Source organism: Microvirga tunisiensis, assembly GCF_009296175.1.
Lineage (GTDB): Bacteria > Pseudomonadota > Alphaproteobacteria > Rhizobiales > Beijerinckiaceae > Microvirga > Microvirga tunisiensis.
Window position 1 is genome coordinate 1 of sequence record NZ_VOSK01000045.1, and the last position, 14,597, is coordinate 14,597.

General features: G+C 63.6%; 13 protein-coding genes. 8 read left to right on the forward strand and 5 right to left on the reverse strand.

The annotated features are described in order from the left end of the window. The first annotated feature begins 217 nt into the window (after positions 1 to 217). Positions 218 to 1,042 (forward strand): bestrophin-like domain, encoded by an 825-nt coding sequence (locus FS320_RS13885; protein WP_152712466.1) that lies wholly within the window; start codon positions 218 to 220, stop codon positions 1,040 to 1,042. Between the two features lie 136 nt (positions 1,043 to 1,178). On the opposite strand, the gene FS320_RS13890 is transcribed toward FS320_RS13885, so the two are convergent. Beyond that, positions 1,179 to 2,192, reverse strand: a complete 1,014-nt coding sequence (locus FS320_RS13890; RefSeq protein WP_152712467.1) for an asparaginase — start codon at positions 2,190 to 2,192, stop codon at positions 1,179 to 1,181. 170 nt (positions 2,193 to 2,362) lie between these two features. On the opposite strand from FS320_RS13890, the gene FS320_RS13895 reads away from it, so the two are divergent. The 3 genes from FS320_RS13895 to FS320_RS13905 all read left to right on the forward strand — a co-directional run bounded on the left by FS320_RS13895 (position 2,363) and on the right by FS320_RS13905 (position 4,980). After that, positions 2,363 to 3,667 carry a UDP-glucose dehydrogenase family protein gene (locus tag FS320_RS13895; RefSeq protein ID WP_152712468.1) on the forward strand — a complete coding sequence of 435 codons (1,305 nt, stop codon included), beginning with the start codon at positions 2,363 to 2,365 and terminating at the stop codon, positions 3,665 to 3,667. Between the two features lie 244 nt (positions 3,668 to 3,911). Further along, positions 3,912 to 4,148 carry an Lrp/AsnC ligand binding domain-containing protein gene (locus tag FS320_RS13900; RefSeq protein WP_009494007.1) on the forward strand — a complete coding sequence of 79 codons (237 nt, stop codon included), beginning with the start codon at positions 3,912 to 3,914 and terminating at the stop codon, positions 4,146 to 4,148. Between the two features lie 166 nt (positions 4,149 to 4,314). Further along, the gene (locus FS320_RS13905) at positions 4,315 to 4,980 is read left to right on the forward strand and encodes a DUF924 family protein (RefSeq protein WP_152712469.1); all 666 of its coding nucleotides are present in this window, start codon (positions 4,315 to 4,317) and stop codon (positions 4,978 to 4,980) included. Between the two features lie 42 nt (positions 4,981 to 5,022). Here the strand turns inward: FS320_RS13905 and FS320_RS13910 are convergent, their stop codons facing one another. Then, on the reverse strand, positions 5,023 to 5,631 hold the full coding sequence (locus FS320_RS13910) for an NAD(P)-dependent oxidoreductase (protein ID WP_152712470.1): 609 nt from the start codon (positions 5,629 to 5,631) through the stop codon (positions 5,023 to 5,025). A gap of 282 nt (positions 5,632 to 5,913) precedes the next feature. On the opposite strand from FS320_RS13910, the gene FS320_RS13915 reads away from it, so the two are divergent. Continuing rightward, positions 5,914 to 6,273, forward strand: coding sequence for a winged helix-turn-helix transcriptional regulator (locus FS320_RS13915; protein ID WP_152712471.1), 360 nt, complete (start codon positions 5,914 to 5,916; stop codon positions 6,271 to 6,273). A gap of 88 nt (positions 6,274 to 6,361) precedes the next feature. Here the strand turns inward: FS320_RS13915 and FS320_RS13920 are convergent, their stop codons facing one another. The 3 genes from FS320_RS13920 to FS320_RS13930 form a co-directional block, all read right to left on the reverse strand. Continuing rightward, positions 6,362 to 7,450: a transglycosylase SLT domain-containing protein gene (locus FS320_RS13920; protein ID WP_152712472.1), complete on the reverse strand. Its 1,089-nt coding sequence runs from the start codon at positions 7,448 to 7,450 to the stop codon at positions 6,362 to 6,364. A 170-nt stretch (positions 7,451 to 7,620) separates the two neighbouring features. Beyond that, positions 7,621 to 8,067: a Crp/Fnr family transcriptional regulator gene (locus FS320_RS13925; RefSeq protein ID WP_152712473.1), complete on the reverse strand. Its 447-nt coding sequence runs from the start codon at positions 8,065 to 8,067 to the stop codon at positions 7,621 to 7,623. After that, positions 8,064 to 10,778 (reverse strand): ABC transporter ATP-binding protein/permease, encoded by a 2,715-nt coding sequence (locus FS320_RS13930; protein WP_152712474.1) that lies wholly within the window; start codon positions 10,776 to 10,778, stop codon positions 8,064 to 8,066. Before FS320_RS13930 ends, FS320_RS13925 begins: the two co-directional genes overlap by 4 nt. A gap of 146 nt (positions 10,779 to 10,924) precedes the next feature. Here FS320_RS13930 and FS320_RS13935 point away from each other — a divergent pair, with 146 nt between their 5' ends. From FS320_RS13935 to FS320_RS13945, 3 genes are read left to right on the forward strand one after another with little or no spacing between them, the layout of a single operon-like run. Next, positions 10,925 to 12,202 carry a glycosyltransferase family protein gene (locus tag FS320_RS13935; protein WP_152712475.1) on the forward strand — a complete coding sequence of 426 codons (1,278 nt, stop codon included), beginning with the start codon at positions 10,925 to 10,927 and terminating at the stop codon, positions 12,200 to 12,202. Between the two features lie 20 nt (positions 12,203 to 12,222). Further along, positions 12,223 to 13,482 carry a glycosyltransferase family 4 protein gene (locus FS320_RS13940; protein WP_152712476.1) on the forward strand — a complete coding sequence of 420 codons (1,260 nt, stop codon included), beginning with the start codon at positions 12,223 to 12,225 and terminating at the stop codon, positions 13,480 to 13,482. Then, positions 13,479 to 14,597, forward strand: coding sequence for a glycosyltransferase family 4 protein (locus FS320_RS13945; protein WP_338105340.1), 1,119 nt, complete (start codon positions 13,479 to 13,481; stop codon positions 14,595 to 14,597). The genes FS320_RS13940 and FS320_RS13945 overlap by 4 nt, the downstream gene beginning before the upstream one ends.

Consider the following 14,597-nt stretch of genomic DNA (forward strand, 5'->3'; position numbering starts at 1 on the left):
CTGGGATGTGTTGCGGTCACCGACCAAGCTCTCCAAGCGATCTCGATCAGCGGCGGGAACCTCAATGCGTTCGATCTTGCCCATCAGAGCAGGATCGCACGTCGGATCGGATTTCGGAATCACTCGTCAGTGACAGAACACTAGCAGGAAATTCCATCGGCTCTATCCGGAATTCCACCTGATCTCTTTCGGAAAATCCGCTTCACTCGGCGAGTACGTGACGGCCCACCGCGAAGAAGCGAACCGCATCGTGATCGACAGGCTGCATCAACTGCCCATTGTGATGGGCGCCGTGATCGTCTGCTTCCTTTTTCTGGTGCCGACCCTGATCGGCTCGGCGCTCCTGCAGCCTGCTGTCGGCCGCCTTCTGCGCGACGAGCGGGATCCGAACACGGTCGTCGGGCTGCTCCTGAACGCCTTCTCGCTCTATTACGGCGTTCTCCTGGCGCTGCTCTCCATCGCGGTGTTCGAGAATTACGGCAAGGCCCAGGATGCGGTGGGTCGCGAGGCATCCAGCGTCATCGCCCTCTACCGCACCTTCAGCGGCTATCCGGAAGCGACCCGTGCATCCCTGTCCGACACACTGCGCCAATATGTCGATGAGGAGACGGGGCCGGGATGGGCTTCCCAGCGGAGCAACCAGGCCTCGACCCGCGGGACGCTGCTGGTCGACCAATTAAGCCGCCAGCTCCTGGACTTCAGGCCCAATCGCGATGCGGGTGAAGACCTGATTCATCAGGCGGCCTTGCGGATCTTCGAGGATTTCATCGAGCAGCGCCGCCTGCGCATTCAGGCGGCGGGCACCAGCATTCCAAGAGTGATCTGGTCGGTGGTCATTGTCGGCGCAGGCCTGAACGTCTTCATTCTGTGGCTGTTCGATCTGAAGCAGACGACGCATTTCCTGCTCGGCGGCGTGCTCATGATCTTCGTCGGCCTGGTCGTCTACATGGTCAGCGTCCTCGACCGGCCGTTCCATGGCGCGCACGGCCTTCAGCCGGACGACCTCGTCCATGCCCGCCAGCAGATGAACCCACGACCGTGAGCCACCGCCGATCAAACTCTGACCTCCTCAGGACGAGGGCTCGGGAATGCGCTGATTGGGATCCAAGCTCCGGTGTGCACCCGTCATCAGCGCATCATGTGAAACGTCGACCGCGCTGCCATTCGAGCAGGATCCGCTAGGCCGCGCCCTTGATCTCCGATGAGACGCGGATCTGTCCGACTTCGATTCCATTCCAGTTCTTGAGCACCGGCTGGGCCAGGGCTTCGACAGCGCGACGCTCCTCGATGTCCAGGCTGAGGAAACGGAGGACGAGCCCGGCCATCATGGCCTCGGCCGCGCGGCCATTGCCGTCCTCGATCTTCAGGGCGACGCCGTAGCCGAGTTCCGGCAGGGAGGCGCAATAGACGCCCTCGGCCCCCACCTTCACGAAGGCGCGCTCGCCGAGAAGCGCCATCAGCTTGGTGTCGAAACGGCCGGTGCCCGCGACCATGAAGGGATAGCGCGCCACGGCCCTGCGAATCCGGGCGGCTGCGGCTTTCCCATCGCCCGGCAGCCCGCTCCCGGTGCCGAAACGGGCAAAGCCGAAAGCGAGCGAGGGAAGCGGAATCGCATAGGTCGGGATGGAGCAGCCGTCGATGCCGCTCTTCTCGACCGTATGGCAGGCGCCTGTGATCTCCTCCAGTGCCTCACGCACGCTGCGCTGCACCGGATGGTCCGCCAGCACGTAGCCCTTCGGATTCTGGCCCTGGCCGCAGGCGAGGCAGACGAAGCCCGCATGCTTGCCCGAGCAGTTGTTATGCAAGGCGCTCGGGTTTCCGCCGGTTGCGGCCAGCGCCCGGTTGGCGGCCTCGCCCATGGGCCAGTGCACGCCGCATTCGAGGCAGCCGACATCCTGTCCGGCCTTGGCCAGCATGGCCTTGGCGGTCGCCGCATGGTCCGGCTCGCCCGAATGGGACGCGCAGGCGAGCGCGATCTCTTCGTCGGTCAGACCGTACTTGTCCGCAATTCCGCTCTCGACCAGCGGCATGGCCTGGAGCGCCTTCACGGCGGAGCGTGGAAAAACGCGCCGGTCGACGTCTCCAATCGACAGAACCGTGGCCCCCTCGGCATCGACCACCGAGACGCTGCCCCTATGGCGCGACTCGACCAGGTTGCCGCGGGTGACCTCGACAAGAAAAGGATTGTTCATCAATGCCCCGTTAGGAAAAGCGGCGGTGTTGTGGAGGCACTTGTTCCAGAAGTCAAAGGGAGCATTGTTGCAAAAGCCGGAAAACCTGCCCCGGAATCGTCTAAAGCCGTGGGTTGCTGCGAAGCCCTCGCCACACTAAACCCAAGGTTCGAACAATCAGGGAGCTCTCGATGCGTGTCGCGATGATCGGAGCAGGCTATGTGGGCCTGGTCTCCGGCGCCTGCTTTGCGGATTTCGGCCACGAGGTCTGCTGCGTCGACAAGGATCCGGCCAAGATCGAGGCTCTCAACCGGGGCGGTGTGCCCATCTTCGAGCCGGGCCTGGCCGAACTCGTCGCCAAGAACGTGCGCGAGGATCGTCTGACCTTCACGACCGATCTGTCGCAGGCGGTCAAGAACGCCGAGGCGGTCTTCATCGCGGTGGGCACTCCGTCCCGCCGCGGCGATGGCCATGCCGATCTGTCCTATGTCTACCAGGCCGCCCGCGACATCGCCGCCGCCATGGACGGCTACACCGTGGTCGTGACCAAATCGACCGTGCCCGTGGGCACCGGCGACGAGGTGGAGCGGATCATCCGCGAGACCCGGGCCGATGCGGACTTTGCCGTGGTGTCGAACCCGGAATTCCTGCGCGAGGGCGCGGCCATTGCCGATTTCAAGCGCCCGGACCGCATCGTCATCGGCACCGAGGACGAGCGCGCCAAGGGCGTGATGAACGAGCTCTACCGCCCGCTCTACCTCAACCAGTCTCCCTTGCTCGCCATGTCCCGGCGCACGGCGGAACTGACCAAGTATGCGGCCAACGCGTTCCTGGCCACCAAGATCACCTTCATCAACGAGATCGCCGATCTGTGCGAGCAGGTGGGCGCCAACGTGCAGGACGTGGCTCGCGGCATCGGGCTCGACAACCGCATCGGCTCGAAATTCCTTCATGCCGGCCCCGGCTATGGCGGCTCCTGCTTCCCGAAGGATACGCTGGCCCTGATCAAGACCGCGCAGGATCACGAGGCGCCGATGCGCATCGTCGAGACGGTCGCGGCGGTCAACAGCCAGCGCAAGCGCGCCATGGGCCGCAAGGTGATCGCCGCCTGCGGCGGCTCCGTGCGGGCCAAGACCATCGCGGTGCTCGGCCTGACCTTCAAGCCCAACACGGACGACATGCGCGACGCGCCCTCCATCGACGTGATCACGGCCCTGCAGGATGCGGGCGCTCGGGTGAAAGCCTACGACCCGGAGGGCATGGAGGCGGCTAAGTCCGTCCTGACGGACGTGCAGTACACCAAGGATGCCTATGACTGCGCCCGCGGTGCCGATGCCCTGGTGCTGGTGACCGAGTGGGACACGTTCCGCGCCCTCGACCTCACCCGCCTGAAGGCCACTCTGGCCGCCCCGGTGGTGGTGGACCTGCGCAACGTCTATCGCCCGGAGGAGATGCAGCGCCATGGCTTCACCTATGTGAGCGTCGGGCGGACCTGAGCTCGGCTCCTCGCGTCATCCCCGGCGGCCTGCCAGACCGCGAGGCGGATCATCGGTCCACGCCCTCCTCCGTCATCACCGGCCTTGTGCCGGTGATCCCGATCAAGTGAGACGTCGCACTCTTCCCGTCGGGATGGCCGGGACTGACACGGTGCGACATGGAACCGGAGAGGTTCTCACGGGCGCGGTCCCGTGCCATATCTCCCTGACAATCGATTTCCAGACGACGCCCTCGGAGCCCCCCATGCAGACTTTCTTCGTCGAGATCAAATGCAAGCTCGGCAAGACCTACGCCGTCGCGAACGCACTTGCCGACCGGGAAATCGCGTCCGAGATCTATTCGACGGCCGGCAATTACGACATCCTTGCCAAGTTCCACGTGGATGACGGGGTCGATATCGGCCATTTCATCGCCGAGAACGTGCAGGTGATCCCCGAGATCGCCGACACGCACACGATCATCACGTTCAAGGCGTTCTAGAGCATCGGACCCAGAAGTGAATCTGCACTTTTGGGATCCACGTGGCGCCGACGCGGACCTCCGGTTCCGCACGATGCGCCACGACCCCAACCGTCTCCAGGTGTTTCCAAGCACAGCACGGGGATTCCACCCGCGATAAGATCGACGCTCCTTCAAGGAGGAGCCGATGTCATCTCATATGAATTGGCGCAGGGTCTACGACTTCTGGTTTCCGGTCGACCTGTCGGGCTCCGGCGTCGCGGCACACTGGCAGATGCTCACCTGGTGGATGCGCGGCGGGGCCAATGCGGAACTACACCAGTTCGCTCCCCTGGTTCACGCGGGCAAGGCCGGCCAGCTCGATCATTGGCTCGGCACGCCGCGTGGACGATTATCCCTGATCATCGTCCTGGACCAGTTCCCGCGCGGATTGTTCGCGGGCACGCCGGAAGCCTATTCCTCCGACCTGGAGACCCTGAGGATTGCCGAGGAGGGGTTCAGGAACGGGCATTACGATGCCCTGACAAGTCCTTACGAGAGATTCTTCTACTTCCTTCCCCTCGCCCATGCGGAAGGTCCGGACCATCTGGACCGGATGCGGCGCATCGTTGCCATCTCGGAGCGGGTCGTTGAGGAAGCTCCCGAGCATCTCAAGCCGGTCTGGCAATTCTCTCTCAGCCAGGCCCAGGCCAACTTCGACATCATCTCCCGTTTCGGCCGCTTCCCGCACCGCAACCCGGTCCTCGGGCGTACCTCGACGCCGGAGGAGCTCACCTATCTCGCCAAGGGCGATTTCGTGCATACGCGCTCGCTGCCCGAGTCCGCGTCCTCGGCCATCAGTGCGATCGGTTGATCGGGAAAGGGACCGTCGCCCCTTCCCCGATATCGAAGGCCGTCAGTAGCCGACTGTGAAGCGCTGGCGGGAATGGGCGGGCTTCTCCACCTCGTCGACGAGGGCGATGGCATAATCCTCGAAGGAGATGCTGCTGCCGTTCTCGTTGGCGAGGAGTTGGTCCCGGCCCAGACGGAAGCGGCCGGTGCGCTCTCCCGGAACGAACATCGCCGAGGGCGAGATGTACGTCCAATCTAGCTCCCTCTCCTGCCGCAGAAGGTCGAGGAAGGCAGCCCCCGCCAAGGCTTCGGCCTTGTAGGCGCTCGGAAAATCCGGCGTATCGACCAGCCTGACACCCGGCGCGACCTCGAGGCTGCCGGCACCGCCCACCACGAGATAGCGCGCCACCCCTGAGCTGCGCGCGGCTCCGATCAGCTTATGCGGGTCGCTCTGCGCAAAACGGACGGCGCTCACGGCGACGTCGTGGCCGGCCAGGAGCTCGGACAGGGGTCCTTCATCGCTCACATCGCCTTTCCTGGCAGTGACGTGAGCCCCGGTCGGCACGCCGTCCGGATTGCGCACGATGGCCGTGACCTCATGCTCGCGGCGGGAGAGTTCAGCCAGGATCCGCGAGCCTGCGTTACCGGTCGCTCCGATGAGTGCAACTTTCATGATCGATCTCCAACAAGGTTTCTGTAAGTTACTAGGTGTGATAAAGTCTTGTTGGTGTAAAGAAGGCACTTTCAGATCACCTAGATCCTCGACACAGTGATTTTGACCGGTTGGCCTGCCGTCTCTTGTGACGGCACTTCGAAGCGGTGCGGGATCTGCAAGTGGATTGATCCCCATTGGACGGGGCCTCGGTACCAGATGCGAAGTCCGCAGCACGAGCTTGGCGGTGTCAAACCGTCAAAATCACTGTGCTAAGGATCTAGTCACTCGGGAGATACCGGCATGAAGATACCCAATCCCTATGCCGCGACTTGTCCGACGCGCCTCGTGCTCGACCGGGTCGCGGACAAATGGACGGTGCTGATCCTGGGGTTGCTGGCCAATGGGCCGATGCGGTTCAATCAATTGCGCCGCCAGATCGAAGGTCTGTCGCAGAAGATGCTCTCGCAGACACTCAAAAGCCTCGAGCGAGATGGACTGATCAGCCGCAAGGCATTTCCCACCGTGCCGGTCACGGTCGAGTACAGCATCACGCCGCTCGGTCAGACCCTCACGTCCACGCTGGATGCCCTCCGGACCTGGGCCGAGAGCCACATCGGGGAGGTCCTTGACGCGCAAAAGCGCTACGACACGGTGGCTTGAATCTTACAGGGGAAGATCGAGCAGAGACGTTCTTTCCTGCTCTTCGGACGCTGAGGTGCCGCACGCCGGTGCGGCTGCTCAGGGCCTTTTACTGCACGAGCGCCGCCGCCTCGGCCGTCCGCTCGGTCTGACGGGAGATCTCGGCGAGATAGGGGCCGATGCCCTCGTAGCGGTCGAGGCGGCGGACGATCTTCGAGTCGATCTTGTTGTAGAGCTCCGCCACGCTGACGGAGCGGCGCTTACGCCCCTTGCCTTCCATGAACAGCCCGGCATTGGCCTTGGCCGCCTTCGGAAAGAGCTTGGAGGCCTTCATGTTCGGGTCCTGATCTAGAACATCAAGGAAACGGACGGCGCTGGATGCACCCAGGAAATGAGCGAGGTAGAGCTCGGCCTCGGCCAATTCCCGTTCGCCTTCAGCCTGGAGCGCGCGCTCCACGTCCTTGATCAGCTCGCCCGCCATGAGGGCGGAGAAATAGGGATCGGTCCGCAGACTCATGATCCATTCCCGGCTCTTCGGATCCACGTCCAGTTCGCCGTTGACGTAGCTGATCGCTTCCGCGGCTGCACCGAAACCATAATCGGCAGCATGGTGGTAGATGATCTCGATCCAGGTGCTGTCGATGAACTGGAACAGCCCCTGGGCCGATGAGGTCGGCGCCTTGGCTTCCGGCGAGAGGCTCGATTCCACGTCGGCCAGGGTCATCATGTAGACCGGGTCGACCCCGGTCACATGGGCGGCCTTGAGGATGGAATGTACCAGCCAGTGTGGAATGGTGCGCCCATTGAACGGAATCAGTTCGTCCGGATCGCCGGCCACCTCATCCTGCGTCTCCTGGGGCGCCGGTTTCACGGCCTGCGGCTTCTTGAAGGAGAATGCCCCGTCGAGAATGGCCTTGAAGAGGCTCGGATCCTTCATCAGCTTTGGGGTGAAATCCGCGGAGGCGGTGATGATCGAGCCGGTGGTGATCGGCTGCATCACGGAAACGGTGGCAGGTCTGGCCAGCAAGGCGCTCGGGAGGGTGGCTACGGCGGCCGGTCCGGCTGCGAGGCCCTGGAGGCCTACAATCAGGCCTGCGGCCAAGGTCAAGTGAAGGAAACGGCGGCGAAGTCCGGACTTGCGCACATCCGCAACAGGCTGCGGAACTGCGCACAGCAGCGTTCTCGCGTTACTCATCATCACTTATCCCGCAACAGCCCAACCTGATGGCTGAGCCTTCCCTTGTTCATTGTGAGACAAGGGTTGACGGGTAGTTGTGACGAGAATCGGTCAGCTTGGCCATAAGAGGTAGGATTTCGCTAACCTTAACCGGCTTTTCCCCGAAAAAATCTCAGGGTTTGCCTGGAAATTTAGGATGAGGACTGTGCGACAAGCTGTGCGTTCGTCCGCTCGAGGCGCTTTGCCAGCTCCCGCATGATCGCCAGGGACATCTGGGGAAACTGGGCGAGAAGCTCGAGAAAGACCCGCTTGTCGATTCGCAGCGCCGTGGTCGGCTCGGCCGCCATGATCGTGGCCGAGCGCGGCGTATCCGAGAGGATGCCCATCTCGCCGACGAGGGCGTTGCTCCCGAGTTCGGCCACCTGGATATCCCCGCCGGGGGTGTTGAGGAGCACGTTCGCCCGGCCGTCGAGGATCACATAGGCGGCGTCGGACGGGTCCCCTTGCGAGAAGAAGCGCTGCCCGCCGGAGAACTGCACCCGCTCGCTCGTGAAGGCGAGAAGCTTCAGGCGGGCCGGATCCACATCCCGAAACATCGGCACCTGCCGCAAGGACTGAACCTCTGTCTCAAGCGTCATGCCACTTCTCCTGTTACTCTCTGGGCGGTATCCGGCTCAAGTCTGACAGGCTTGAGAGCCGGAGCGGCCGTCTTTTCTGTGATGATCTGTCCGTCACGGAAGCGCAACTGAACATCGAAAGCGCCTGCCTGTCGATCATTCGGAAGGACCATGAACAGGCTTTGTTGATCGAGAAACTCCAGCAGCAATTCGAGCAATTGCTGGCTGCGCGCCTCGTCGAACGGTGCGAGCGCCCCGTCGATGACGAGAATGTCCGGGCGCTTCACGAGGCAGCGCACGAGATTCACGCTCGCCCGCTCCTGCGGCGACAGGAGCCTGCCTGCCGTGCCGACCTGATAATCGAGGCCGATCCGCTCGATGTCTTCCAGCAGGTCGAGTTCCCGGACGACTGTTCCGATGGCTTCGGCGACCCGCATGCGGGCATTGGCGACCTGGTAGCTGACGCGACCGAACAGGAGATTGTCCCTCAACGGCGCCGCGGCGCAGTAGCGCTCAGGATCGTAGAACTCCACACCCTCGGCGGACGTCTCAAGGACCTCCCGGATGAGGCCTCGCGCCTCTACGATCCGATCCATCAATCTGCCGTCGAGGAGCCCGAGGCGGTGCCGGGCTTCGATATAGGCGAGCGGGAGGGCGAGAAGCCGGGTCCGGTCCTCTCGCTTCAGATTGCCTTCGCCCCGGGCACGCCGGCGTAGAATGGCTTCGAATTCAGACAATTCCTCGGCGCCGATGAAGGAAAACTGCTCGAACAGCGAATGGCCGGGAGGCAGCCCCTCGAAGATTTCGGTCATGGTCTCGGCGATCTGCAGGCCCATGCGGACGAGATCGTCGGTCAGACGGGCCCTGTCGATGGCGCTGCGGAACTGGCCGTTCTCAGCCAGATTGCGGCCCTTGAATTCCTCCGAGATCGGGACCCCGAAGAGAAGGTTCTCGGCAACGGTGGCCTGGCTGTTGTAGCGCGCCGGATCGAAGGGCTCGACCAGATCGGCCATGCCGTTCGACTGGAACGTTTCGCGCAGGCGTCGCCGGGCCTCGACGACACGCTCGGCAAGAGCCATGTGGCGTTCGGGATCGATCCTGCCCGCCAAGCCGAACAGATAGATCGTGTCGCCCATGCCGACCCGGTCCAGGAGATCGAGGAGAATGCGATCGAGATCGCTCTCGTCCCTCGCGCCGACCCGCTCGTAATCCACCCATTGATCGGCGATGCTCTCGACTGGATTTCCCGTTTTGATCGCCTCGGCAATCCGGCGATCCATCTCGCGCTTCTCCTCCTCGATCCTGCCCAGGGGCTTCGAGCGAAGGCCGTAGACCAGGTTGTCGCGGATGCTGCCGGGGAAGAGAATGGGATCGACGCCCGCATAGGCGATCCGGCGCCCGACCAACGATATTGGAAGCTGCGTCAGATCGCGCTCACCGATACGGATCTGGCCGCTGAATTCCGACGTGCGCCGGGCAACGATGCGCGCCAGCATGTTGGCCGCGCCGCCGCCGTTGGACACCAGCGCAACGCTCGCGGGCAGATCGATGGCGAAGGCGCCTCCTTCGATGATCATATCGCCATGGGGGCCGGCAACACGGATATCCTCGGCCACGAACGGGCCGACCAGCCGCTGATCCTCCGCCCCCTCGCCGGCCTCGAGCAGAGGTGCAAGCCGCTCCTCGGAGAAATGCTGGGTGACTTGATCGTATTTCACCTGGACGTCGAGACGCTGCTGGTCCCAGTCGATCAGTTCCTTCAGAGGCGGCGGCAGCTCGCGATAGGCGCCGATGACGGCCACGAGCTGACCGATGTCGAGGGTGCCGCGCAGGGCGAAATAGCCGCCGATGGCGTAGAAGAAGAACGGCGTCAGCTGCGCCAGGAAGTTGTTGAGCGATTTGACGAAGAATTTCCGGTTATAGATCTTGAGCCTGATGGTGAAGAGATTGAAGAGGCGCTCACCGATCTCGGCCCGCTCCCAGCCGTAGCTATTGTGAACGTGAACGACCTCGATGCCGTCCTGGACCTCGGCGATGCGCCCAGCCAACTGACGGGAGGCGATCTGCCGCTGCCTTCCCAGGCGAAGCAGCTCTCGCCGCAACCGCGGAATGATCGTGAACTGTATGGCAATCACCGCCAGCGCGATCAGGCCCAGCCAGACGTTCTGGATCATGATGAAGGCGAGCGCCGTGATGGCCTGCATGCCAAGAAAAATCGGGGTGATGAACGCATCCCCGATGAAGCCGCCGATGGGTTCGACCTCATCCTTGATGATCGTTGCCGTCTCGGACGCTTTGACGGTGCGCAGGGCATCCGGGGTGAACCGGAGCATCATGGAAAACAGGTCGAAGCGCATGCGCCTGAGCATCCGCTCGCCCAGGATCCCCTTGGCGACGTTGATCCAGTACTTGAAGGCCCCGTTGATGATGACGAAGAACAGGAACACGGTCGAGAGGCCGAAGAGCAGGCCGAGCCGGCCGACCTGGAAGCCCTCGAAGATCTCCAGGGTGCCGCCGCCCAGCCATCTCGGCCATTCATAGCTGAGATGGAGGAAGTGAGCCGTCGGATTGCCGTCCCTGAAAGCCTCGCCTTGGATGGCCTGGTTCACGATCTGGCGAGGCAGATCCAGGGACATGAAGTAGAAAGGCAGGGAAGCGAGCACCACGGCGCAGACGATCAGCTGGTCGCGCTTAGAATGTGTCCAAATATACCTAAAGAGGCTCTTTTCCATTGCCCAACGGTTACCACTTCTGTACGCCTGGATGAACCTCTTTCCGATCTCGGGCAACGCCTTATTTGATCGATAGGGACCGTAGAAGGTAGAGAAGGTGGATGGGTCGTCAATCGACCCGCCGGCCTTATCGTAGGGGCAGCCGCATGGCAGACCTGGTGACGGACTTTGATCAGGACGCAGGTCCTTCCCCGGCGCAGCCCGTGAGCGGCCGTGGAACGCGAGTCCTTATCTACAGCCACGACACCTTTGGCCTCGGGCATCTGCGCCGCTCGAGGGCGATTGCCAACGCCATCGTGCAGGACCGGCCGGACACCTCTGTCGTCATCATTTCGGGCTCGCCCGTCATCGGCAATTTCGAGTTCGACAGCGGCGTCGATTACATCCGCATCCCGGGAGTCACGAAGCTGCCGGACGGGGATTACCGCAGCCTCAACCTCAACGTGGAGCTGGATGAGGCGGTGGGCCTGCGCCAAGCCCTCATTCTCCAGGCCGCCAAGGCTTTCAAGCCGGATGTGTTCATCGTCGACAAGGAGCCGACGGGATTCCGCGGCGAAGTCGTGCCGGCGCTCGATTACCTTAAGGCAGCCGGCTGCCGCCTCGTGCTCGGCATTCGCGACGTGATGGATGAGCCGGCCCTTCTCGTGCCGGAGTGGGAGCGCAAGGGCGCGAAGGAAGCCCTGATCCACTATTACGACGAGATCTGGGTCTACGGCCTCAAGGACGTCTATCAGCCTCTCAAGGCCCTGGATCTGCCTCCTCACGTGGAAGAGCGCATCACCTATACCGGCTATCTGCGCCGGGACGTGCCGCCAACCCCGTCCCTGACCAAGTACCCCAAGATCACGAAGCAGCCCTTCATCCTGGTGACCACGGGCGGCGGCGGCGACGGCGACGACCTGATCGACTGGGTGATCTCGGCCTATGAGGCCGACGCGGAGCTCGAGCAGCCGGCGCTCATCCTCTTCGGACCCTTCATCGACCGGGACAAGCGCCGCTCCTTCGTGGAGCGCATCACCAAGCAGCCGAAGCTCGATGTGATGTCCTTCGACAACAAGATCGAATGGCTCATGAAGAAAGCGGACGCCATCGTGGCCATGGGCGGGTACAACACCTTCTGCGAGGCCTTGTCCTTCGACAAGCGCACGCTGATCGTTCCGCGCACCCGTCCCCGCCTCGAGCAGTATATCCGCGCCGTCGAGGGCGAGCGGCTCGGGCTGGTGAGCATGCTGAGCGACTACAAGAAGCCGCGGACGCCGGAGCGCATGGCCGCCGCCCTGCGCTCTCTGTCGTCGCAGCCGCGCCCGTCGGAGGTGATCGTTCCCGGCCTTCTCGATGGACTCGACCGGGTGCAGGAGCGGCTGAAGGCTCTCACAACCTCCACGGCGCGGTTTGCCACCGTGTATCATCAGGCGGCCGAGTAATCGTATCCATGCTTCCCTCGATGACAGCCCGGCGCATTGCCGTTGTCGTGAAAGGCTATCCACGCCTCTCCGAGACCTTCATTGCCCAGGAGATCCTGGCCCTGGAGCAGCGCGGCCTGGAGCTTGAGATCTGGTCCCTCCGGCATCCGACGGAACGGGCCGTGCATCCCATGCACAAGGCGATCAAGGCACGGGTCGCCTATCTGCCGGAATATCTTTACGAGGAGCCGCTGCGCGTGCTGCGTGGCGCCGTCTGGAGCCTGAGCCAGAAAGGCTTCGGACCCACAATCAGAGCCTTCTGGCGCGATCTGAAGCGCGATTTCACCGCCAACCGGGTGCGCCGCCTCGGCCAGGCCTTCGTGATGGCTCGGGAGATGCCGGAGGACGTGCGGCATCTGCATGTGCATTATCTCCACACGCCGGCATCCGCCGTCCGGTATGCCGCATTGCTCACAGGGCGCAGTTGGACCTTCTCGGCCCATGCCAAGGACATCTGGACAACGCCCGATTGGGAAAAGCGCGAGAAGATGGCGGAAGCCCTCTGGGGCGTGACCTGCACGGCGCACGGGGCCGGCAATCTTCGATCGCTGTCGCAGCCTGAACGGGTGTCGCTCGTCTATCACGGGCTCGATCTCTCCCGCTTTCCTGCGCCGCCCGAAAGCCGCCCGGTCCGGGACGGCTCCGACCCGCTCGATCCGGTGCGCATCGTGTCCGTCGGGCGCGCCGTGGCGAAGAAGGGCTTCGGCGATCTGATCCAGGCGCTCGCAGCCCTGCCTCCGGACCTCCACTGGCGCTTCGCCCATGTGGGCGGCGGAGAACTGCTCAACAGCCTGAAAAAGCAGGCGCAGGAGGCAGGCATCGCCGACAAGGTGGCCTTCCTCGGCTCCAAGGCGCAGCCCGACATCATCGCGCTCCTGCGCGAGGCGGACCTTTTCGTCCTGCCCTCGAAGGAAGCGAAATCGGGTGACCGTGACGGGCTTCCGAACGTGATCATGGAGGCGGCGAGCCAGGGGCTCGCCATCGTGGCGACGGACTTTGCGGGCATTCCCGAATTCATCCGCAACGACGTGGAAGGCCAGCTCGTGCCGCCGGGCGATTGGGAGGCTTTGTCCAACGCGCTCAACCTCCTCGCCCGCGATCCGGAGCGCCGCAAAGCCTTTGGCGCTGCCGCCTTTTCGCGCCTGCGGCGGGAGTTTTCCATGGAAGGCGGGATCGACGAGTTGGAAGCCCGTCTGCGAGCCGTGACGGCGAACCCCAAGAGAGAACCGGAGCGGGTGTGACGATCTCGCGGCCGGTCGCGTTCTACGCCCCCTTGAAGAGCCCGAACCATCCGCTTCCCTCGGGCGACCGCACCATGGCACGCCTGTTGATGAAGGCTCTCGACCAGGCAGGCTATTCGCCATTCCTCGCCAGCGAGTTGCGAACGCTCGACAAGACAGGCGACCGACAGCGTCAGGAGAGCCTCCGGCAGCAAGCGCTGGAAGAGGCCGACCGCCTCATCGCCCATTACAGGGCGCTGCCCGACGAGATGCGTCCCTGCCTGTGGTTCACCTATCACGTCTACTACAAGGCGCCGGACTGGATCGGTCCGCGCGTCGCCGACGCACTCGGCATTGCCTATGCGGTCGCGGAAGGCTCGCGGGCGGCAAAGCGCGCGCAAGGATCATGGGCTCTCGGTCACGAAGGGGCGGAAGCCGCGCTCGACCGCGCCGATGCGATCTTCGTCATGACGGCCCACGACCGGGAGGCTCTGGAGATCGCGCGACCGCAGCATCAGACCCTCGCAGATCTGCCACCGTTTCTGGACTTGCGGGAATGGCCTGCATCGAGCTCTCGCCCTTTGCCGAAATCGGCACCGCGCCTTCTCACGGTGGCGATGATGCGGGAGGGCGACAAGCTCGCCTCCTATCGCATTCTGGCTGCGGCCCTGGAGCGGCTGCAGCACCTGCCCTGGACCCTCGATGTCGTCGGAGACGGCGAGGCGCGGGATGAGATCGCGCGGCTGTTCTCCCCCATGTCACACCGCGTGCATTTTCATGGGCAAATCGAGGGCAAGGCCGATCTGAAAGTGCATTATGAGGCCGCCGAACTCCTGGTCTGGCCTGCCGTCAACGAGGCCTACGGCATGGTGCTGCTGGAGGCTCAGGCTCTCGGTTGCGCGGTGGCTGCGGGCGCCTATGGCGGCGTCGCCAGCGTGGTGCGAGATGGCGAGACCGGATTGCTGACGCCACCCGGTGAGATCACAGCTTTCGCCGATGCGTTAGGCGATCTCCTGCGGGATCGGGAACGGCTGCGGGACCTCGGCGCCAACGCGTCCCGGTTCGTCAGGCAGGAACGCGATCTCGCTCACGCCGCTTTGCGCTTGCGCAATGCGCTCGAACCGCTCACGGATTAG